We start from the raw sequence: 19,997 nt of genomic DNA, 5'->3' as shown, positions 1-19,997 counted from the left end.
GTCAGCTTGAGCGCGGCCGGGAGTCGTCGTCCAGCCCCCGCGGTCGCTGCACCAGGCTGACCAGCACGAACGAGATGATCATCAGCAAATACCAGCTGCCGAGCTTTTCCACCCCGACCATATGCCAGCCGTCCTGCTGGCTGGGGTAGGTCCACGCGCGGGCGAAGGTGCCGATATTCTCGGCGAACCAGATGAACAGCGCGACGAGCGCCCAGCCGACCAGCAGCGGCATGCGGCGATGGACGCGCAGCGGACGGAACCACACCTGGCAGCGCCAGAAGAGCAGCGCGGTCGCCGCGAACAGGATCCAGCGGATGTCGGGCAGCCAGTGATGCGCGAAGAAATTGACGTAGATCGCCGCGGCGAGGGCGTAGCTCGTCCAGGCGGGCGGGTAGCCCGTGTAGCGGAAATCGAAGATGCGCCAGACGCGCGCGATATAGCTGCCGACCGCGGCGTACATAAAGCCCGAGAAGAGCGGCACCGCGCCGATATGGAGCAGGCTGCCCTCGGGATATTGCCACGATCCCGCCGCGGTCTTGAACAGCTCCATCACCGTGCCGACGATGTGGAAGATCAGGATGACCACCGCCTCTTTCGGCGTTTCGAGCCGGAAGGCGAGCATGGAGAGCTGGATCAGCACCGCGCCGATGGTGATCGCGTCATAGCGGTGGATCGGCGCGCTGTCGGGCCAGTAGAAGTGCGTTCCGAGCAGCAGCGTCAGCATCAGCGCCCCGAACAGGCAGGCCCAGCCTTGCTTGAAGCCGAAGACGAGGAATTCGAGGAACCAGCCGCGCGGCCCGGGCTCGACCGCCATTGCCTCGAGCCGCGCGCGGACGCGATAGAAGCGCGAATGGGCGCGGCGCGGTTCAGACATGGACGGCAACGAGCGCGATCAGCGACGCGGCGGGGAGCAGCAGGGCTTGGGCGAGGACCGTGCCGGCGAGGCGGCTCAGCGAGATGAAGGTGATCGCGCGGCGGAAGTCGGCCTCGTCGACCTTCCCCTCGACCGCGTCGTCGGTCATCACCGACAATTGCGGGTCTATGAAGGCGAAAAGCAGGATCGTCGCAAAGCCGTTGATCAGCGCCGACAGCTGTGATGCGGTAACGCGGAATTCGGGGGCGAGATAGCCGGCGTAGAGCGAGGCGACCACCCCGACCGCGAGCAGGGATTGCGCGAGGCAGTTGGCGATCAGCACGCCCCAGCCGATCCCCTGCGGCATGTGCCAGCCCCTGAGATGCGCAAGGCTCGGAAAGCGGAGCGACTGGCGCAGGGTGCGCACCCCGGCGGGGCTCGCCGCCTTGAGCGCGAGTTTCGTGGTCGAGCGATTGTCCTGATACCAGCCGATGGCGGCGGCGAACATCCGCTGCCCGGTCGGCACGAGGAGGATGCCGACCAGCGTCGCGGCGCTCGCCGCCGCGAGCACGAGTTGCATGTCAACGAACAGCGACGCGCCGCTGCCGTCGTGGATGCGCGTCTCGATCCGCTTGGCGAGGAAGGGGCCCAGAAAGCTGTTCGACGTGCGCGAAAAGAGCACGAGGATGTTGAACAGCGCAAAGGACATCGCGATCCGCCGCGTCCGCACCCCCGCGATCCGCGCGGCGTAGGCGAGCGCGCCGATCAGGTTGATGAAGCCGGTGAGCAGGAGGATGGTGACGAGGGGGAGGTCGATCATCGACCCGGTCTTTCCAATAAGCTGCCCCTTCTTCCGTTCGCCCTGAGCCTGTCGAAGGGCCGTTCCTCTTCAAGCGTCAAAGAAAGAACGGTGCTTCGACAAGCTCGGCACGAACGGGCAAAAGAGAAAGCGAAAAATTCGATCGACGTTGCCTAGCGCACCCCGCCGCGCCGTCAATGCTTTCGCGTCAACTCGCGCATCGCATCGTCGAGCCCCGCGAGCGTCAGCGGATACATGCGGTCGTTCATCAGCTGTTTGATCAGCTTCACCGACTGGGTGTATCCCCAATGCGCCTCGGGCACCGGGTTCAGCCACACCGCGGCGGGATAGACGTGCGTCATCCGCTGGATCCACACCGCGCCCGCTTCCTCGTTGAAATGCTCGACGCTGCCGCCCGGATGGGTGATCTCATAGGCGCTCATCGACGCGTCGCCGACGAAGATCACTTTGTAATCATGGCCATATTTGTGGAGAATGTCCCACATCTGATGCCGTTCGGACCAGCGCCGCTTGTTGTCCTTCCACACGCCTTCATAGGGGCAGTTGTGGAAATAGAAGAATTCGAGGTTCTTGAACTCGCTCGTCGCGGCGCTGAACAATTCCTCGCAGAGCTTGATGAACGGGTCCATCGATCCGCCGACATCGAGGAAGAGCAGCAGCTTCACCGCGTTGCGTCGTTCGGGGCGCATGCGGATATCGAGCCAGCCCTGCCGCGCGGTGCCGTCGATCGTGCCCGGGATATCGAGCTCGTCGGCCGCGCCCTCGCGCGCGAACTTGCGCAGGCGGCGGAGCGCGATCTTGATGTTGCGGGTGCCGAGTTCCTTGGTGTTGTCGAGATTCTGGAACTCGCGCTTTTCCCAGACCTTCAGGGCCCGCTTATGCTTGCTCTCGCCGCCGATCCGCACGCCTTCGGGGTTATAGCCCGAATTGCCGAAGGGGGAGGTGCCGCCGGTGCCGATCCACTTGTTGCCGCCCTGGTGGCGCTTCTGCTGTTCCTCGAGCCGCTGCTTCAGCGTCTCCATGATCTCGTCCCAAGAGCCGAGCGACTTGATCGCCTCCATTTCCTCGGGAGTCAGATATTTCTCGGCGACCGCCTTCAGCCATTCCTCGGGGATGTCGACCGGATTCTGGCCGTAATCGGTGAGCAGGCCCTTGAAAACCTTGTTGAACACCTGATCGAAGCGGTCGAGCTGCCCCTCGTCCTTCACATAGATGGCGCGGGAGAGATAATAGAATTGCTCGGGGCTGCGGTCGATCACCTCGCGGTCGAGCGCCTCGAGCAGCATCAGATGCTCCTTGAGGCTGGCGGGAATGCCCGCGGCGCGCAATTCGTCGAGGAAGCCGAAAAACATGGATGTCGGCGTAACCCGTCGCGGCGGGGGACGCAACCGCTTTACGTAAACGGAAAGTGACGGCGGGCGACGCGGAACGGCCGGTTGCGCTGGCCGAAAATATACTATAGGGGGGTATGGTATGAGCCACCTAGCTACGCGCCCCGAGCTTCTCGCTCGTGTCCGCCGCATTGCCGGCCAGGTCGCCGCGGTCGAGAAGGCGCTCGCCGCGAACGAGCCCTGCGCCACCGTCCTGCACCGCGTCGCGGCGGTGCGCGGGGCGGTGAACGGGCTGCTCGACGAGGTGATCGCCGAGCATCTGACCGAGCATGTCGCGCTTCCCGGGCTCAGCGACGCCGAGCGCGCCGCGGGCGCCGACGAACTGCTGGCGGTGATCCGCCGCTACGCGAAATAGGGTGCGGCCTATGTCCGACAGCGATTCTCCGGCCACCCGGCATATCCACGACTTTCTGGGCGCCTCGCACGACGAGAATGCGAAGCGGACCCTGTGGGTGGTCGCGCTGACCGCCGTGATGATGGTCGGCGAGATCGCGGCGGGATACTGGACCGGATCGATGGCGCTGCTCGCCGACGGCTTTCATATGGCGACGCATGCGGGTGCGCTGGGGCTTGCGGCGCTCGCCTATCGCTATGCGAAGAACCACCGGCACGATCCGCGCTTCAGCTTCGGCACCGGCAAGGTCGGCGACCTGACGGGTTTCGCCTCGGCGCTGATCCTCGGCATCTTCTCGATCGGGATCGCGGTCGAATCGGTGCTGCGGCTGATCGACCCGGTGCGCGTCGATTTCGCCAGTGCGACGTTCGTCGCGGTGCTCGGGCTGGTGGTCAATATCGTCAGCGCGCTGCTGCTGATGGGCGGGCATCATCACGGGCACGACCACGATCATGACCACGGTCCCGAAGGCCATCACCATCATGGGCACGACAACAACCTTCGCTCGGCCTATTTCCATGTCCTCGCCGATGCGCTGACCTCGCTCCTCGCGATCGCGGCGCTGCTCGCGGGGCGCTACCTCGGGCTGCGCTGGATGGATCCGGCGATGGGCATCGTCGGCGCGATCGTCATCGCGCGCTGGTCGTGGAGCCTGATGCGCGACACCGCGGCGATCCTGCTCGACGAGACCGACGCGGAACTCGCCGCGGCGCTGCGCGAGCGGATCGACGCGATGGCGGGGCTGCGCCTCGCCGACCTGCATGTCTGGCGCGTCGGGCCGCAGGCGCGCGCCGCGATCGTCGAGGTCGAGGGCCGGGTGAACGAAGCCGAATTGCGCGGGCGCCTCGCCGATATCGATTCCATCGCGCATCTGACCATCGCGATTCGCTGATCCGAAGGGGCATTTCGCTTCCGGTCCCGGAATGATAGATCGCCTCAGTTCCCACACGGAGGATGAGATGCAGATCGCGGTTCTGACGTTCGACGGCTTCAACGAGCTCGACAGCTTCGTCGCCGCCGCGATCCTGAACCGGCTGCGCGGGCAGGGCTGGGCCGCGCATATCACCGCGCCGACGCCGCAGGTGACCTCGATGAACGGCGTGACGGTCGAACGGCAGAAGCCGCTGGAATTCGCCGCGGAGGCCGATGCAGTGATCATCGGCAGCGGCGTCCGCACGCGCGACTATGCCGCCGATGCCGATCTGCTGGCGCGCATCCGGCTCGAACCCGAACGCCAGCTCATCGGCGCGCAATGTTCGGGGACGCTGCTGCTCGCGAAGCTGGGGCTGATCGGCGACCTGCCTGCCTGCACCGACCTCACCACCAAGCCATGGGTGATCGAAGCGGGGGTCGAGGTGCTCGACGCGCCTTTCGTCGCGCACGGCAATGTCGCGACCGCCGGCGGCTGCCTGGCGTCGCAATATCTCGCGGCGTGGATCATTTCGCGGCTCGCGGGCGAACCTGCGGCCGAGGCGGCGCTGCACTATGTCGCGCCGGTAAGGCGAGAAAGAGCTTTATATTGCGCGGGCGATGGCGACGGTGCGGCCGTTCCTGCCCGTGGAGGCAGCGGCTTAACTGGCGATCCCGTACAATACGCCTTGCCTCGACCGGCTATAAACCGGCATCTGCGATCAAGGGCAAAGGGGGCAGGGCGATGGCGGCACCGTTCAATTTCGGGCAGCTCAAATTTCTGAAGGCGCTGACCGAGGCGCTGTTCCACGAGGCGGAGATGGTGATCTCGGCCGATCAGGTGGTTGCCAATGTCTGCGAACTGTTCGCGAAGGTCGGCGGCACGAAGCTCGACGAGATCCAGCTTTCATTGACCGCGACCGAAATCGTGCTGGGGCCGCTGTTCGCCGCGTCGCGCGTCGAAACGCGCGCCGAGCGGATCCGCGGCCGGCTGCAGAACAGCCAGTTCGATCTGTTCCAGGATATGGCGCGGCTGCGCGGGATCATCTACGCCTGCTATTACGGCCATTGGCAGCCGGGGACCGAGCCCGGCGACCAGGACGCCAATGTCGCCAATCCGGTGCACGCCCAGATCGGCTTCACCCTGCCGAAGTTTCGCGCGCGCGGCGCGGGCGAGATGCCGATCACCCGCGTCGATGGGCGCGAGATCGATCCCGCGCATGTGCTGGGCGCCGCCGATCTCGAACCCGAATATGACGTGATCGTTGTCGGGTCGGGCGCGGGCGGCGCGGTCGCGGCCTATAACGTGGCGGCGCAGGGCTATAGGGTGCTGATCGTCGAGGCGGGACCCTTCTACCCCTCGCCGCGCATCACCCACCACGAGCTCGACATGGTCGCCGAACTGTTCAAGCACGGCGCGTTGCAAACCTCGACCAACCGCGATTTCGTGGTGTTCCAGGGGCGCTGCGTCGGCGGATCGTCGACGATCAACAACGGCATCTGCCTGCGCGTCAACGAGGCGGGGCGCACCCATCCCGACGCGCCCGACATCCTCGCCCGATGGGCGAACATGGGGGCGCCGATCGACGCGGCCGCCTTTCACGCGAGCTATGACGCGGTGCAGGCGAAGCTGGGCATCGCGAAGATCGAACCGCGCAGCGGGCGCCATAATGGCCCGCACCTCCTGAACGGCTGGGCTGCGCATGCCGCCACCTCGACCGATCCCAGGGAGCGGCGCGCGGTCGCCGACTGGTTCGCGAAAAATTTCGGGCCGCCGAACACGCCGACCGCCTGCGCCTATTGCGGTTATTGCAATTCGGGCTGCGCCTATGGCCGGCGGATGGGGATGGCGCAGACCTATCTGCCCGAGGCGTGCCGCGATTTCGGCGCGCGCATCCTGCCCGGCACCAAGGCCGACCGGATCGTCTGGCAGACCGCGATCGACGGGCGGCGCGAGGCCGAGGCGGTGAAGCTGGTGCTGCCCGACGGATCGAAGGCGCTGGTTCGCGCCCGCGTCGGCGTGATCGTCGCCTGCGGCACGATCGCCTCGTCGAAGCTGCTCGACCGCAGCGATATTGATAGGACCGGCCATCAGGTATCGCTCAACGTCGCTTCGCCCGTCGTGGCGCTGATGCCCGAGGGCGTCGGCGGCGACGCGTGGGACGAGGACCAGATGGCGAGCTATGTCGATTGCGGCGACTTCCTGCTCGAAAGCCATTTTCAGCCGCCGATGGCGATGGCCTCGCTGATGCCCGGCTGGTTCGCCGATCATAGCGCGCGGATGAAGAATTACGATCGCGTCCATTCGGCGGGCATCCTGTTCCCCGCCGACCGCCGCGGGCGGGTGAAGGACGGCAAGCTGAAATTCCAGCTCGACGCCGAGGAGGACCTGCCGGTGCTGCGCCGCGCGATGGCGACGCTGACCAAGGTGCATTTCGCCGCCGGCGCGATCGAATGCTACCCGGCGCTGACGGTCGGGCAGACGGTGACCCCGGATATGGACATCGATGCCTTCTTCGAGGACGCGATCCGCGAGGCCGACGATGTGACGCTGTCGAGCAGCCATCCGCACGGCGGCAATGCGATCAACGAGAATCCGCAACACGGCATCGTCGACCCCGAATGCCGCGTCCACGGCACGACCAATGTGCTCGTCACCGACGCCAGCGTCTTCCCGAGCTGCATTCGCGTGAACGCGCAATGGACCACGATGGCGATGGCGCATTATGTGACAGGGAGGGGCGATCCGTTTCGGTGACGGAGACTTTTGTTCGGAACGGGGCACGGCTATGAGCCGCGCCATGAGCTTCACTGTCGCCGCCCTCTATCGCTTCGCGCCATTCGACGATCCCGCCGCGCTGCGTGCTCCGCTGATCGACCTTTGCGCGGCGCAGGGGATCAAGGGCACGCTGCTCCTCGCGCGCGAGGGGGTCAACGGGACGATCGCGGGGAGCGCCGGGGGCGTTGCCGCCGTCATCGCGCATCTCCGCGCGCTGCCTGACTGCGCCGATCTCGACGTCAAATATTCGACCGCCGCCGCGATGCCGTTCCAGCGCATGAAGGTGCGGTTGAAGAAGGAAATCGTGACGATGAAGGTCGCGGGGATCGATCCCGCGCGCGATGCCGCGCCCTATGTCGACCCGGCCGACTGGAATGCGCTCGTCGACGATCCGGACATCGTGCTGATCGACACGCGCAACGATTTCGAGGTCGGTTACGGCAGTTTCGAAGGCGCGCTCAACCCGCATACCAGAAGCTTCGGCGATTTTCCCGACTGGTGGCGCGCCAACGCCGACCGCCTGGCGGGAAAGCGCATCGCGATGTTCTGCACCGGCGGCATCCGCTGCGAGAAATCGACGGCCTTCCTGAAGAGCGAAGGCGTTGAGGATGTCGTCCATTTGAAGGGCGGCATCCTCGCCTATCTCGAGCAGGTGCCCGCAGGTGAGAGCCGCTGGCGCGGCAGCTGCTTCGTCTTCGACGAGCGCGTAAGCGTCGGGCATGGGCTGGTCGAGGTGGGAGAGGGGGAATAGGGTTAGGTTGAGCGCGCGGCGGCTTTGGGGGTGGGAAGCGAATGTTATGACCTAATGTGAGTTTTCCTTTCTTGGTCGATATGCTCGGTAAAAAAGGAGGCAAGCGGACGCCACAAATATAGGCCACGTCCAATTCTCGACGATACGGTCGAAGGCCACCCAACCCAAGCCAATCATCACGAACGCCATTAGCAGTGACCAATTATCCTTTGGTTTCACAGCAATATCTCCTCCGAGCCAAGGCATTATCTATACCGTGGCCGATTCAGCCGCAACGTCCGCAATCGGCCGCTACCTGCCGTCGCCTCGCGCCGTCACTCCGCGCTCACCCGGTATGTCACCCGATATTCGCTGCGGTCGCCGTTCAGCGTGCGCACGAAGCTGCCGGTGCGCGGTTCGAGATCGATCGTGCCGAGGATGTCGCTGCCGCCGACGTCGTCGTCCTCAAGCAGCTGGACCGTCGAATTGCCGTCGAAATCGAAGCTGCGCGGAATGACCCAGCGCTGGCCCTTTTTCATCGTATAGCTGTCCTTCTTGCTCTCGGGGAACCGCTGGTCGCCGCCGAAGCGCAGGAAGAGCTGGTCGGGAAGCCCCAGGAAGCCGGTGACCTTCACGCATTCGATGACGATGTCCGAAACGCGATACTGGCCGCTGCGCACCGCGCCGTCGGCGCTCGGCTGAAGCAGGCGGGCGATTGCATCGGAGGCGTCGGCCGCATGGCGTCCGCCCGGAAATTCGGAGAGATAGGCGCTGAACGCGCGTACGCTGCTTTCGGCGAGCGCGCCCTTCCAGAGCAGTTCCTCGCTGACCGCGCGGTCGGTCGCGGGCGCGGCGGGCGGCGGGGCGACGAGCGTCGCGACGGTGCGTGGAACCAGATAGACCGGCGTGCCGGTGATGCTCGCGCTGACGAAGGGACGCTGGTTGCCGCCGGTCGCGGCGAGCACATCGTCGCGGATCGCGCCGCCGAGCAACTGCACCGGCAGGTCGGGCTGCGGCAAGCGCCGCGCGAGCGCCTCCGCAAAGGGGCTGTTGCCGCCGGTGCCGTCGGCGGCGGTCTGCCCCGGCGCGGCGGCGAAGATTACCAGCACATCGTCGGCCTCGACCCCCGCGAGTCCGCGCGCGATGGCGCGGGTTCCCGAGCGCCAATTCTTGCCGAACGGATTGTTGCGGCACGAATCGAGGACGATCAGGCGAATCTGCGCTCCCGACACCGCCTCCATCAGCCGGTCGAGATTGATCGCCTCATAGGGAAGGTCGAGGTCGGACTTCAGCTCGGCATCGACCGGGACCAGCCAGTTCTTCCCCTGCGCCTCGATCCCGTGGCCGGCGAAATAGACCATCGCCACCTCGGCCCCGTCGGCCTTGGCGCGAAAGTCGCGCATCGCGTCCTGGAACGCCTTGTTGGTGAGATTGTCAGCGACCGTGACGTCGTCGAACCCGGCGCGTTTTGCCGCGTCGGCGACGAGCTTGCCGTCGTTGACCGGGTTGGCGAGCGGCGTGGCGTGCGCATAGGCGGCGTTGGCGATCACCAGCGCGACCTTGCGCGCTTCGGCCGCCGTCGGCGCGAGGAGGAACAACAGGGAGAGCAGGGTCAGCCAGAATCGGGTCATCGCGGCATCCTCTCTACGATGCGTGGGCGGCTCCATATTCGACCCAGCCGAAGGGCCGGGGGGTCTTGGGCATATAGCGCGCGCCGCGGCGGTCGACCGCGAAGCCAGCGCGGGCGTAGGCGTCGGCGATCGGGCGCGTCAGGTGGCAATTGCCGCCGATGCGCTTCCACAGCGGTTCGATCCGCCGCTGCCATTTCGCGACGCCGGCGTCGGGGGCGGCGCCATGTTCGAGGAACAGCGCAGTGCCGCCGGGTTTGAGCACGCGGCGAATCTCGGCGAGCACCGCCGCGGGGTCGGCGACCGAGCAGAGGGTGAAGGTGGTGACGACGGTATCGAAGCGTCCGCTTTCGAACGGCATCGCCTCGCCCACGCCGCCCCGGATGTCGGCGTCGATCCCGCGCCCCTGCGCCGCCGCGCGGCTCATCGCGAGCAGTTCGGGCGACGGGTCGAGACCGCTGAAGCGCGCGATGCGGGCGGGGTCGTAGAATTCCATGTTGATGCCGCCGCCGCAGCCAAGCTCCAGCACGTCGCCCGATGCCTGCGGCACGACCTGGCTGCGCAGCTTCATGATCTGCCCCTGCGAACAGGCGCATTTGATCAGGCGCGGTACCCCGTGACGCTCCCACCAGCTCGGCATCTGCGCGACTCCCCCTTGGCGCGGAAGGTGAGCCTTGCTAGCGCGATTGGCAACACCCATCTGTGCTGTCCGGCACAGGGCCGCAAAGGATCGTCATGCCCACCACGCACCACACCAAGATGCTCATTCTCGGCTCCGGCCCCGCCGGCCTGTCGGCGGCGATTTACGCGGCGCGCGCGGGGATGCAGCCGATCGTCGTGCAGGGGCTCCAGCCGGGCGGCCAGCTCACCATCACCACCGACGTCGAAAATTATCCCGGCTTCGCCGAGGTGATCCAGGGCCCCTGGCTGATGGAACAGATGACCGCGCAGGCGGTCCATGTCGGCACCAGCATGATCTGGGACACGATCGTCGACGTCGATCTGTCGCAGCGCCCGTTCAAGCTGACCGGCGACGGCGGCGACGTATACCTCGCTGAAACGCTGGTGATCGCGACCGGCGCACAGGCGAAGTGGCTGGGCGTTCCGGGCGAGCAGGAACTCGGGGGCAAGGGCGTGTCGGCCTGCGCAACCTGCGACGGCTTCTTCTATCGCGGCAAGAAGGTGGTGGTGATCGGCGGCGGCAACACCGCGGTCGAGGAGGCACTCTACCTCACCAATCACAGTGACGACGTTACGCTGATCCACCGCCGCGACAGCCTGCGCGCCGAAAAGATCCTGCAGGATCGCCTCTTCGCCAATCCGAAGATCAAGGTTTTGTGGAACAAGACGGTCGACCGCTTCGTCGCGGGCGAGGGGACGGCGGGGCTGGTCGGGGTCGACCTGATCGACACCGTCACCGGCGCCGCGAGCCACGAGCCGACCGACGGCGGCTTCGTCGCGATCGGCCACAGCCCGTCGACCGAACTGTTCAAGGGCAAGCTGCCGCTCGACGCCGACGGTTATCTCGAGGTCACGCCGGGCACGTCGCTGACCGCGATCCCCGGCGTGTTCGCGGCGGGCGACGTGACGGACAAGGTCTACCGCCAAGCGGTGACCGCGGCGGGCATGGGCTGCATGGCGGCGCTCGACGCCGAACGCTTTCTAGCCGAGGCCGAGTATCACGCGATGGTGGACGCATAGGGCCAGGACCCGCGCCGTCTGCCCTGATCCTCCTGCTCACCGTCAACGAAAAAAGCCCCGCCGGATCGCTCCGGCGGGGCTTTTTGTCGGGCCATCGGGCCGGCGAGGCTTATTCTTCCTCGCCGCCTTCGGGACGCTCTTCGACCATCACGTCGTCGGTCGTGAAGTCCTCGCCCTGCACCTTGCCGAGCGGGTCGTCGCCCATCGCGGCTTCGGGGCCCTGCGCCAGTTCGGCCTCATGCTCCTCGGCCGCGGTCTGCGGCGCGATCAGATGCTCCTGGTTCGCGGCGCGCATCGCGGCGCGAAGCGCGGCATCCTTCGACGAGGCGGTGACGCGAACGCGGTTCATGGCAGCGCCGGTGCCCGCCGGGATCAGGCGGCCGACGATGACATTCTCCTTGAGGCCCATCAGCGAGTCGACCTTGCCCTGCACCGACGCTTCGGTGAGGACGCGGGTCGTTTCCTGGAAGGACGCGGCCGACACGAAGCTGCGCGTCTGCAGGCTCGCCTTGGTGATGCCCAGCAGCACCGGGCGTCCTTCGGCGGGCTTGCCGTTCTTCGGCAGCTTCGCGTTATATTCCATCATCTCCAGATAATCGAGCTGTTCGCCCGGCAGCAGCGTGGTGTCGCCGCCGTCGGTGATCTCGACCTTCTGCAGCATCTGGCGGACGATCACCTCGATGTGCTTGTCGTTGATCTTCACGCCCTGGAGTCGATAGACTTCCTGGATTTCCGCGACCAGATATTCGGCCAGCGCCTCGACGCCCATGACGTCGAGAATGTCGTGCGGGTTCGGCGAGCCCGAGATCAGCGCGTCGCCGCGCTTCACATGGTCGCCTTCCTGCACTTCCAGAACCTTCGACTTGGGGATCAGATACTCGATCGGATCGCCTTCCTCGGGAACGATCGCGATCTTGCGCTTCGCCTTGTAATCCTTGACGAATTCAATGCGACCGCTGATCTTCGCGATGACGCTGTTGTCCTTCGGAATGCGCGCTTCGAACAGCTCGGCAACGCGCGGCAGACCGCCGGTGATGTCGCGCGTCTTCGACGCTTCGCGGGTCACACGAGCGAGAACGTCGCCCGCCTGCACTTCCTGGCCGTCCTCGACCGACAGCATCGTGCCGACCGCGAGCAGGTAGCGCGCGGCTTCGCCCGAGGCGTCGTCGAGCAGGGTCAGGCGCGGCTGAAGGTCTTCCTTCTTGCCGCGGCCGGCGGCGCGATATTCGATCACGACGCGCTGCGCGATGCCGGTCGCTTCGTCGACCTGCTCGATCAGCGTCTTGGAATCGATCAGGTCCTGATACTTCACGACACCGTTCTTTTCGGTGATCAGCGGCATGGTGAACGGATCCCATTCGGCGATCCGGTCGCCCTTCTTCACCTTCTCGCCGTCCTTGTGCATGATCTGCGCGCCATAGGGCAGCTTGTGGGTCGCGCGCTCGCGGCCCTCGCTGTCGATGACCGCGATCTCGCCCGAACGCGACAGCGCCAGACGGCGGCCGCGCTGGTCGACGATCGTCGCCATGTCGCGATATTCGATCGTGCCGTCGGAGATGGCTTCGAGGTTCGACTGCTCGTTGACCTGCGCCGCGCCGCCGATGTGGAAGGTCCGCATCGTCAACTGGGTGCCGGGCTCGCCGATCGACTGGGCGGCGATGACGCCGACCGCCTCGCCGATGTTCACCGGCGTACCGCGCGCCAGGTCGCGGCCATAGCATTTGGCGCAGACGCCCAGCGTCGCTTCGCAGACCAGCGGGCTGCGGATCTTGACCGCCTGCACTTCGGCGTCCTCGATCTTCGCGACCATCGCTTCGTCGAGCAGCGTGCCCACCGGAGCGATGACGTTGCCGTCCTTGTCGGCGACGTCCTCGAGCGTCGTGCGGCCGAGGATGCGCTCACCGAGCGAGGCGATCGTCGAACCGCCCTGCACGATCGCGCGCATTTCCATGCCGCGTTCGGTGCCGCAATCCTCCTCGATCACGACGCAGTCCTGCGACACGTCGACGAGGCGGCGGGTCAGGTAACCCGAGTTCGCCGTCTTGAGCGCGGTGTCCGCGAGGCCCTTGCGGGCGCCGTGGGTCGAGTTGAAATATTCAAGGACGGTCAGGCCTTCCTTGAAGTTCGAGATGATCGGCGTTTCGATGATCTCGCCCGACGGCTTGGCCATCAGGCCGCGCATGCCGGCGAGCTGCTTCATCTGCGCCTGGCTACCGCGGGCACCCGAATGCGCCATCATGTAGATGGAGTTGATCGGGGCGAGACGGCCGTCGTCGAGCTTCGGCGTCGCGCGGATTTCCTCCATCATCGCGTTCGCGACCTTGTCGCCGCACTGCGACCAGGCGTCGATCGCCTTATTGTATTTTTCCTGCTGCGTGATCAGGCCGTCCTGATACTGCTGCTCGAAATCCTTCACGAGCGCGCGAGTTTCGTCGACCATGCCTTCCTTCGACGCCGGGATGATCATGTCATCCTTGCCGAACGAGATGCCCGCCTTGAACGCGTTGCGGAAGCCCAGCGCCATGATGGCGTCGGCGAACAGCACGGTCTCTTTCTGGCCGGTGTGGCGATAGACCTGGTCGATCACGTCGCCGATTTCCTTCTTGGTCAGAAGGCGGTTGACGACGTCGAAGGGCACGGTGTGCGACTTCGGCAGGCATTCGCCGATCAGCATGCGGCCCGGGGTGGTCTCGAACCGCTTCAGATACTCGTTGCCCTCTTCATCGGTCTGCGGAACGCGGCTGATCACCTTGGTGTGCAGCGTCACCGCGCCCGTGTAGAGCGCCTGGTGCACTTCGGCCATGTCGGCGAGCAGCATGCCCTCGCCCGGCTCGCCTTCGCGCTCCAGCGACAGATAATAGAGACCCAGCACCATGTCCTGCGATGGAACGATGATCGGCTTGCCGTTCGCGGGGCTGAGGATGTTGTTGGTCGACATCATCAGCACGCGCGCTTCGAGCTGGGCTTCGAGGCTCAGCGGGACGTGCACGGCCATCTGGTCACCGTCGAAGTCGGCATTGAACGCGGCGCAGACCAGCGGGTGAAGCTGGATCGCCTTGCCCTCGATCAGCACCGGCTCGAACGCCTGGATGCCGAGGCGGTGGAGCGTCGGCGCGCGGTTCAGCAGGACCGGGTGCTCGCGAATGACTTCGTCGAGAATGTCCCAGACTTCCTTGCGTTCCTTTTCGACCCACTTCTTCGCCTGCTTCAGGGTCATCGACAGACCCTTGGCGTCGAGGCGCGCGTAGATGAACGGCTTGAACAGCTCGAGCGCCATTTTCTTCGGCAGGCCGCACTGGTGCAGCTTGAGTTCGGGACCGGTCACGATGACCGAACGGCCCGAATAGTCGACGCGCTTGCCGAGCAGGTTCTGACGGAAGCGGCCCTGCTTGCCCTTGAGCATATCGGACAGCGACTTGAGCGGACGCTTGTTGGCGCCGGTGATCGTGCGGCCGCGGCGGCCGTTGTCGAACAATGCGTCGACGGCTTCCTGCAGCATGCGCTTTTCGTTGCGGACGATGATGTCCGGCGCGCGCAGCTCCATCAGCCTCTTGAGACGATTGTTGCGGTTGATCACGCGGCGATAGAGGTCGTTCAAATCCGACGTCGCGAAGCGGCCCCCGTCGAGCGGCACCAGCGGGCGCAGTTCGGGCGGGATAACCGGCACGACTTCGAGGATCATCCACTCGGGGCGGTTGCCCGATTCGATGAAGCTCTCGACGACCTTCAGGCGCTTGATGATCTTCTTGGGCTTGAGTTCCGACTTGGTCGTCGCCAGCTCTTCCATCAGGTCGACGCGTTCCTGTTCGAGGTCGAGATTTTCGAGCAGGACACGGATCGCCTCGGCGCCGATGCCGGCCGAGAAGGCGTCTTCGCCATATTCGTCCTGCGCGTCGAGCAGTTCGTCTTCGGTCAGAAGCTGGAACTTCTCGAGCGGGGTCAGGCCGGGCTCGAGGACGATATAGGCCTCGAAGTACAGGACGCGCTCGAGCTGCTTCAGCTGCATGTCGAGCAGCAGGCCGATGCGCGACGGCAGCGACTTCAGGAACCAGATGTGCGCGACCGGCGCGGCGAGCTCGATATGGCCCATGCGCTCGCGGCGCACTTTCGTGACCGTGACTTCGACACCGCACTTCTCGCAGACGATGCCCTTGTATTTCATGCGCTTGTACTTGCCGCACAGGCATTCATAATCCTTGATCGGACCAAAGATGCGCGCGCAGAACAGGCCGTCACGCTCGGGCTTGAACGTGCGGTAGTTGATCGTCTCGGGCTTCTTGATCTCGCCGAACGACCACGAGCGGATGCGCTCGGGGCTCGCGATGCCGATCTTGATCATGTCGAAGGTTTCGGGCTTCGCGACCGGGTTCATGAAGTTGGTAAGCTGGTTCATATTCTAGGCTCCATCTTCCCCTCTCGCCGCAGGGCGAGAGGGGTGAGGAAAAATCATTCGGCGGCTTCGGGAAGGGCTTCGGGACCTTCGTCGGGGTCTTCGTCCGCATAGGACGAAAGCTCGACGTTGAGGCCCAGCGAGCGCATTTCCTTGACGAGCACGTTGAAGCTTTCGGGAATGCCGGCCTCGAAGGTGTCGTCGCCCTTGACGATCGCTTCATAGACCTTGGTGCGGCCGATCACGTCGTCGGATTTCACCGTCAGCATTTCCTGCAGCGTGTAGGCGGCGCCATAGGCCTGGAGCGCCCAGACCTCCATTTCACCGAAGCGCTGACCACCGAACTGCGCCTTGCCGCCCAGCGGCTGCTGGGTGACGAGCGAGTAGGGGCCGATCGACCGCGCGTGGATCTTGTCGTCGACGAGGTGGTGGAGCTTCAGCATATAGATGTAGCCCACGGTCACCTTGCGGTCGAACTTGTCGCCGGTGCGGCCGTCGTAGAGGTCCGACTGGCCCGACGAGTCGAGACCCGCCAGCGTCAGCATGCTCGACACGTCGGCTTCCTTCGCGCCGTCGAACACCGGCGTCGCGAACGGGACGCCGACCTTCAGGTTCGACGCGAGCTCGACGATGCTGTCGGCATCGCGCGACTGGATGTCGGCCGTATATTCGGCGCCATAGACATGCTCCAGCGTGTCGCGCACCGCTTCGGGCATCTGGCCGCCGGTCGCGTCGGGGTTGGCGTCGCGCCAATCCTCCAGCGCCTGCGTGACCTGCCGTCCGAGGCCGCGCGAGGCCCAGCCAAGGTGCGTCTCCAGGATCTGCCCGACGTTCATGCGCGACGGCACGCCCAGCGGGTTGAGCACGATGTCGACCGGCGTCCCGTCTTCGAGGAACGGCATGTCCTCGTTCGGCAGGATGCGGCTGATGACGCCCTTGTTGCCGTGACGGCCGGCCATCTTGTCGCCCGGCTGCAGCTTGCGCTTCACCGCGACGAAGACCTTGACCATTTTGAGCACGCCCGGCGCCAGTTCGTCGCCGCGCTGCAGCTTTTCGACGCGATCCTCATACTTCGCGTTGATCCGCTTGATCGCGTCGTCATACTGCGCCTTGATCGCCTCGAGCGCGGTCTGCGCCTTGTCGTCGACGACGGCGAGCTTCCACCAGTCGGAGCGATCGAGGCCGGTCAGCATTTCCTCGCTGACCTCGTCGCCCTTCTTCAGGCCCTTCGGCACCGCGCTGGTCGTCTGACCGATCAGCAGGTCCTTGAGGCTGGAGAAGGTCGCGCGGTTGAGGATCGCGCGCTCGTCGTCGGCGTCCTGCTTCAGCCGCTCGATCTCTTCGCGTTCGATCGCGATCGCGCGCTCGTCCTTGTCGATGCCGTGACGGTTGAAGACGCGGACCTCGACGACGGTGCCCGACACGCCCGGCGGCAGGCGGAGCGAGGTGTCGCGCACGTCGCTGGCCTTTTCGCCGAAGATCGCGCGCAGCAGCTTCTCTTCCGGCGTCATCGGCGATTCACCCTTGGGGGTGATCTTGCCGGCGAGGATGTCGCCCGGGCCGACTTCGGCGCCGATATAGACGATGCCCGCCTCGTCGAGGTTGCGCAGCGCTTCCTCGCCGACATTCGGGATGTCGCGGGTGATGTCCTCGGGCCCGAGGCGCGTGTCGCGCGCCGTGACTTCGAATTCCTCGATGTGGATCGAGGTGAAGACGTCGTCCTTCACGATGCGTTCGGAAATGAGGATCGAGTCCTCATAGTTGTAGCCGTTCCACGGCATGAACGCGACGAGCACATTCTTGCCGAGCGCCAGCTCGCCGAGCTCGGTCGACGGGCCGTCGGCGATGATGTCGCCGGTGCGGACCACGTCGCCCACCTTCACCAGCGGACGCTGGTTGATGCAGGTGTTCTGGTTCGACCGCTGGAACTTCTGCAGGCGATAGATGTCGACGCCCGACTTGCCCGGCTCGACCATGTCGGTCGCGCGGATGACGATGCGGGTCGCGTCGACCTGGTCGATCACGCCGCCGCGGCGCGCCGCGATCGCCGCGCCCGAATCGCGCGCGACGGTGCCTTCCATGCCGGTGCCGACGACCGGAGCCTCAGCGCGAAGCAAGGGCACCGCCTGGCGCTGCATGTTCGACCCCATCAGCGCGCGGTTGGCGTCATCGTTTTCAAGGAACGGGATCAGCGAGGCCGCGACCGAAACGAGCTGCTTCGGCGACACGTCCATCAGCGTGATCTGGTCGCGCGGCGCCATCAGGAACTCGCCCGCCTCGCGTGCCGAGATCAGCTCGTCGATGAAGCTGCCGTCGGGGTTGAGGTCGGCGTTCGCCTGCGCGACGGTGTGCTTCTGCTCTTCCATCGCTGACAGATAGACGACCTCGTTGGTCACCTTGCCGTCGATGATGCGGCGGTACGGCGTCTCGATGAAGCCGTATTTGTTGACGCGCGCGAAGGTCGCGAGGCTGTTGATCAGACCGATGTTCGGCCCTTCGGGCGTCTCGATCGGGCAGATGCGGCCATAGTGGGTCGGGTGGACGTCGCGGACCTCGAAGCCCGCGCGCTCGCGGGTCAGGCCGCCCGGCCCGAGCGCCGACACGCGGCGCTTGTGGGTGACTTCCGACAGCGGGTTGGTCTGGTCCATGAACTGCGAAAGCTGCGACGAGCCGAAGAATTCGCGCACCGCGGCGACCGCGGGCTTCGCGTTGATCAGGTCGTTCGGCATCACCGTCGACACGTCGACCGACGACATGCGCTCCTTCACCGCGCGCTCCATGCGCAGCAGGCCGACGCGATACTGGTTTTCGAGCAATTCGCCGACCGAACGCACGCGGCGGTTGCCGAGATTGTCGATATCGTCGATCTCGCCCTTGCCGTCCTTCAGGTTCACCAGCTCCTTGACCACGGCGAGGATGTCCTCGGCGCGCAGCGTCGTCACCGTGTCCTCGGCGTCGAGGCCGAGGCGCATGTTGAGCTTGACGCGGCCCACCGCCGACAGGTCGTAGCGCTCGGGGTCGAAGAACAGCCCGCCGAACAGCGCTTCCGCGGTCTCGCGCGTCGGCGGTTCGCCGGGGCGCATGACGCGGTAGATGTCCGACAGCGCCTGGTCGCGATCCTCGGCCTTGTCGGCCTTCAGCGTGTTGCGGATCCAGGGACCGGTGTTGTTGTGGTCGATGTCGAGCAGCACGAGCTGGTCGATGCCCGCAGCGTCGAGCTTCTCGAGATTCTCGGCGGTCACTTCGTCGCCCGCCTCGATATAGATCTCGCCGGTCGCTTCGTTGATCAGGTCGTACGCCGAATAGCGGCCGAAGATTTCCTCGGTCGGGATCAGCAGCGTGTCGAGACCGTCCTTCGCCGCCTTGTTGGCGAGGCGCGGGCTGATCTTGTGGCCGGCGGCGAAGACGACTTCGCCGGTCTTGGCGTCCACCACGTCGAACGCGGGCTTCGAACCGCGCCAATTCTCAACGACGAAGGGAACCTTCCAGCCATTCTCGGCGCGCTCGAAGATCAGGCGGTCATAGAAATGGTTGAGGATTTCCTCGCCCGACATGCCCAGCGCATAGAGGAGGCTGGTGACCGGCAGCTTGCGCTTCCTGTCGATGCGGACGTTGACGATGTCCTTGGCGTCGAATTCGAAGTCGAGCCACGAACCGCGGTACGGAATGACGCGCGCGGCGAACAGGAACTTGCCCGACGAGTGGGTCTTGCCGCGGTCATGGTCGAAGAGCACACCCGGCGAGCGGTGCATCTGCGACACGATGACGCGCTCGGTGCCGTTGACGAAGAAGGTGCCGTTCTCGGTCATGAGCGGCATGTCGCCCATGTAGACGTCCTGTTCCTTGATATCGAGAACCGAGCGGGTGTCGGTTTCGCTGTCGACCTCGAAGACGATCAGGCGCAGCGTGACCTTCATCGGCGCCGCATAGGTGATGCCGCGCTGACGGCATTCCTCGACGTCGTATTTCGGGTCTTCGAGTTCGTAATGGACGAAGTCGAGCTCGGCGGTGCCGGCGAAATCGCGGATCGGGAACACGCTGCGCAGCGTCTTCTCGAGGCCCGAAACATAGCCGACCGAGGGGTCGGACCGCAGGAACTGCTCATAGGATTCGCGCTGCACCTCGATGAGGTTGGGCATCTCCACCGCTTCGTGGATATTGCCGAACAGCTTGCGGATTCGCTTGCTAGCGGTTGCTTCGAGGGCCTTGCCCACCGACTTCGCCTTGGTCGCCATATGTGATTGTCTCGCCTCAATAAAATCAAATCGCGAGCGCGATAGAGACGCAAAAAGGCCGCGAGCAACCGTTGCCGGTTTACCGCAGCTTCTCAACGCATCTCGAAATCCCCGACGCCCTATTCATGGAACCCGCTGCGCAAGATCGGGTCCGTCCCGGACGGAAG

Annotated in this window: 12 protein-coding genes and 1 pseudogene; 6 read left to right on the top strand and 7 right to left on the bottom strand. The window is 65.3% G+C overall.

Going from position 1 to position 19,997, the window contains the following annotated elements; genetic code table 11:
- Position 1 precedes the first annotated feature (1 nt).
- The 3 genes from ACOTSS_RS12300 to ACOTSS_RS12290 form a co-directional block, all read right to left on the bottom strand.
- On the bottom strand, positions 2-874 hold the full coding sequence (locus ACOTSS_RS12300; RefSeq protein WP_448688431.1) for a DUF817 domain-containing protein: 873 nt from the start codon (positions 872-874) through the stop codon (positions 2-4).
- The gene (locus ACOTSS_RS12295) at positions 867-1,673 is read right to left on the bottom strand and encodes a lipid II flippase Amj family protein (RefSeq protein WP_448688430.1); all 807 of its coding nucleotides are present in this window, start codon (positions 1,671-1,673) and stop codon (positions 867-869) included. Before ACOTSS_RS12295 ends, ACOTSS_RS12300 begins: the two co-directional genes overlap by 8 nt.
- Before the next feature lie 173 nt (positions 1,674-1,846).
- Positions 1,847-3,025: a vWA domain-containing protein gene (locus ACOTSS_RS12290; protein WP_448688429.1), complete on the bottom strand. Its 1,179-nt coding sequence runs from the start codon at positions 3,023-3,025 to the stop codon at positions 1,847-1,849.
- 121 nt (positions 3,026-3,146) lie between these two features.
- Here ACOTSS_RS12290 and ACOTSS_RS12285 point away from each other — a divergent pair, with 121 nt between their 5' ends.
- From ACOTSS_RS12285 to trhO, 5 genes and pseudogenes are all read left to right on the top strand, one after another.
- Complete coding sequence (locus ACOTSS_RS12285; protein ID WP_095387165.1) at positions 3,147-3,419, top strand: metal/formaldehyde-sensitive transcriptional repressor; 273 nt, start codon at positions 3,147-3,149, stop codon at positions 3,417-3,419.
- A gap of 10 nt (positions 3,420-3,429) precedes the next feature.
- Positions 3,430-4,350, top strand: a complete 921-nt coding sequence (gene dmeF / locus ACOTSS_RS12280; protein ID WP_448688428.1) for a CDF family Co(II)/Ni(II) efflux transporter DmeF — start codon at positions 3,430-3,432, stop codon at positions 4,348-4,350.
- Between the two features lie 67 nt (positions 4,351-4,417).
- Positions 4,418-5,033, top strand: a pseudogene (locus ACOTSS_RS12275) (DJ-1/PfpI family protein).
- A 79-nt stretch (positions 5,034-5,112) separates the two neighbouring features.
- The gene (locus ACOTSS_RS12270) at positions 5,113-7,125 is read left to right on the top strand and encodes a GMC family oxidoreductase N-terminal domain-containing protein (RefSeq protein WP_448688427.1); all 2,013 of its coding nucleotides are present in this window, start codon (positions 5,113-5,115) and stop codon (positions 7,123-7,125) included.
- 31 nt (positions 7,126-7,156) lie between these two features.
- The gene (trhO, locus tag ACOTSS_RS12265) at positions 7,157-7,897 is read left to right on the top strand and encodes an oxygen-dependent tRNA uridine(34) hydroxylase TrhO (protein ID WP_448688426.1); all 741 of its coding nucleotides are present in this window, start codon (positions 7,157-7,159) and stop codon (positions 7,895-7,897) included.
- A gap of 314 nt (positions 7,898-8,211) precedes the next feature.
- Here the strand turns inward: trhO and ACOTSS_RS12260 are convergent, their stop codons facing one another.
- Entirely contained in the window at positions 8,212-9,507 is a 1,296-nt protein-coding gene (locus ACOTSS_RS12260) for a caspase family protein (protein WP_448688425.1), read from the bottom strand.
- Between the two features lie 13 nt (positions 9,508-9,520).
- Positions 9,521-10,144 carry a class I SAM-dependent methyltransferase gene (locus ACOTSS_RS12255; RefSeq protein WP_448688424.1) on the bottom strand — a complete coding sequence of 208 codons (624 nt, stop codon included), beginning with the start codon at positions 10,142-10,144 and terminating at the stop codon, positions 9,521-9,523.
- A 95-nt stretch (positions 10,145-10,239) separates the two neighbouring features.
- On the opposite strand from ACOTSS_RS12255, the gene trxB reads away from it, so the two are divergent.
- Complete coding sequence (gene trxB, locus ACOTSS_RS12250) at positions 10,240-11,205, top strand: thioredoxin-disulfide reductase (protein WP_448688423.1); 966 nt, start codon at positions 10,240-10,242, stop codon at positions 11,203-11,205.
- Between the two features lie 109 nt (positions 11,206-11,314).
- Here the strand turns inward: trxB and rpoC are convergent, their stop codons facing one another.
- Both rpoC and rpoB read right to left on the bottom strand, forming a co-directional pair.
- Entirely contained in the window at positions 11,315-15,598 is a 4,284-nt protein-coding gene (gene rpoC / locus ACOTSS_RS12245; protein ID WP_448688422.1) for a DNA-directed RNA polymerase subunit beta', read from the bottom strand.
- A 53-nt stretch (positions 15,599-15,651) separates the two neighbouring features.
- A complete protein-coding gene (rpoB, locus tag ACOTSS_RS12240) occupies positions 15,652-19,830 on the bottom strand; it encodes a DNA-directed RNA polymerase subunit beta (protein WP_448688421.1) in 4,179 nt (1,392 codons plus the stop codon).
- Positions 19,831-19,997 lie beyond the last annotated feature (167 nt).

The organism is Sphingopyxis sp. NJF-3, from assembly GCF_053514865.1.
Note: the sequence above shows the minus strand (reverse complement) of the source record. Positions and strands in the feature narration are given on the sequence as shown.

What these genes read in the sequence shown, in the direction of transcription:
- ACOTSS_RS12300 (WP_448688431.1), bottom strand. Translation starts at nt 874, where the DNA reads ATGTCTGAACCGCGCCGCGCCCATTCGCGCTTCTATCGCGTCCGCGCG.
- ACOTSS_RS12295 (WP_448688430.1), bottom strand. Translation starts at nt 1,673, where the DNA reads ATGATCGACCTCCCCCTCGTCACCATCCTCCTGCTCACCGGCTTCATC.
- ACOTSS_RS12290 (WP_448688429.1), bottom strand. Translation starts at nt 3,025, where the DNA reads ATGTTTTTCGGCTTCCTCGACGAATTGCGCGCCGCGGGCATTCCCGCC.
- ACOTSS_RS12285 (WP_095387165.1), top strand. Translation starts at nt 3,147, where the DNA reads ATGAGCCACCTAGCTACGCGCCCCGAGCTTCTCGCTCGTGTCCGCCGC.
- dmeF (WP_448688428.1), top strand. Translation starts at nt 3,430, where the DNA reads ATGTCCGACAGCGATTCTCCGGCCACCCGGCATATCCACGACTTTCTG.
- ACOTSS_RS12270 (WP_448688427.1), top strand. Translation starts at nt 5,113, where the DNA reads ATGGCGGCACCGTTCAATTTCGGGCAGCTCAAATTTCTGAAGGCGCTG.
- trhO (WP_448688426.1), top strand. Translation starts at nt 7,157, where the DNA reads ATGAGCCGCGCCATGAGCTTCACTGTCGCCGCCCTCTATCGCTTCGCG.
- ACOTSS_RS12260 (WP_448688425.1), bottom strand. Translation starts at nt 9,507, where the DNA reads ATGACCCGATTCTGGCTGACCCTGCTCTCCCTGTTGTTCCTCCTCGCG.
- ACOTSS_RS12255 (WP_448688424.1), bottom strand. Translation starts at nt 10,144, where the DNA reads ATGCCGAGCTGGTGGGAGCGTCACGGGGTACCGCGCCTGATCAAATGC.
- trxB (WP_448688423.1), top strand. Translation starts at nt 10,240, where the DNA reads ATGCCCACCACGCACCACACCAAGATGCTCATTCTCGGCTCCGGCCCC.
- rpoC (WP_448688422.1), bottom strand. Translation starts at nt 15,598, where the DNA reads ATGAACCAGCTTACCAACTTCATGAACCCGGTCGCGAAGCCCGAAACC.
- rpoB (WP_448688421.1), bottom strand. Translation starts at nt 19,830, where the DNA reads ATGGCGACCAAGGCGAAGTCGGTGGGCAAGGCCCTCGAAGCAACCGCT.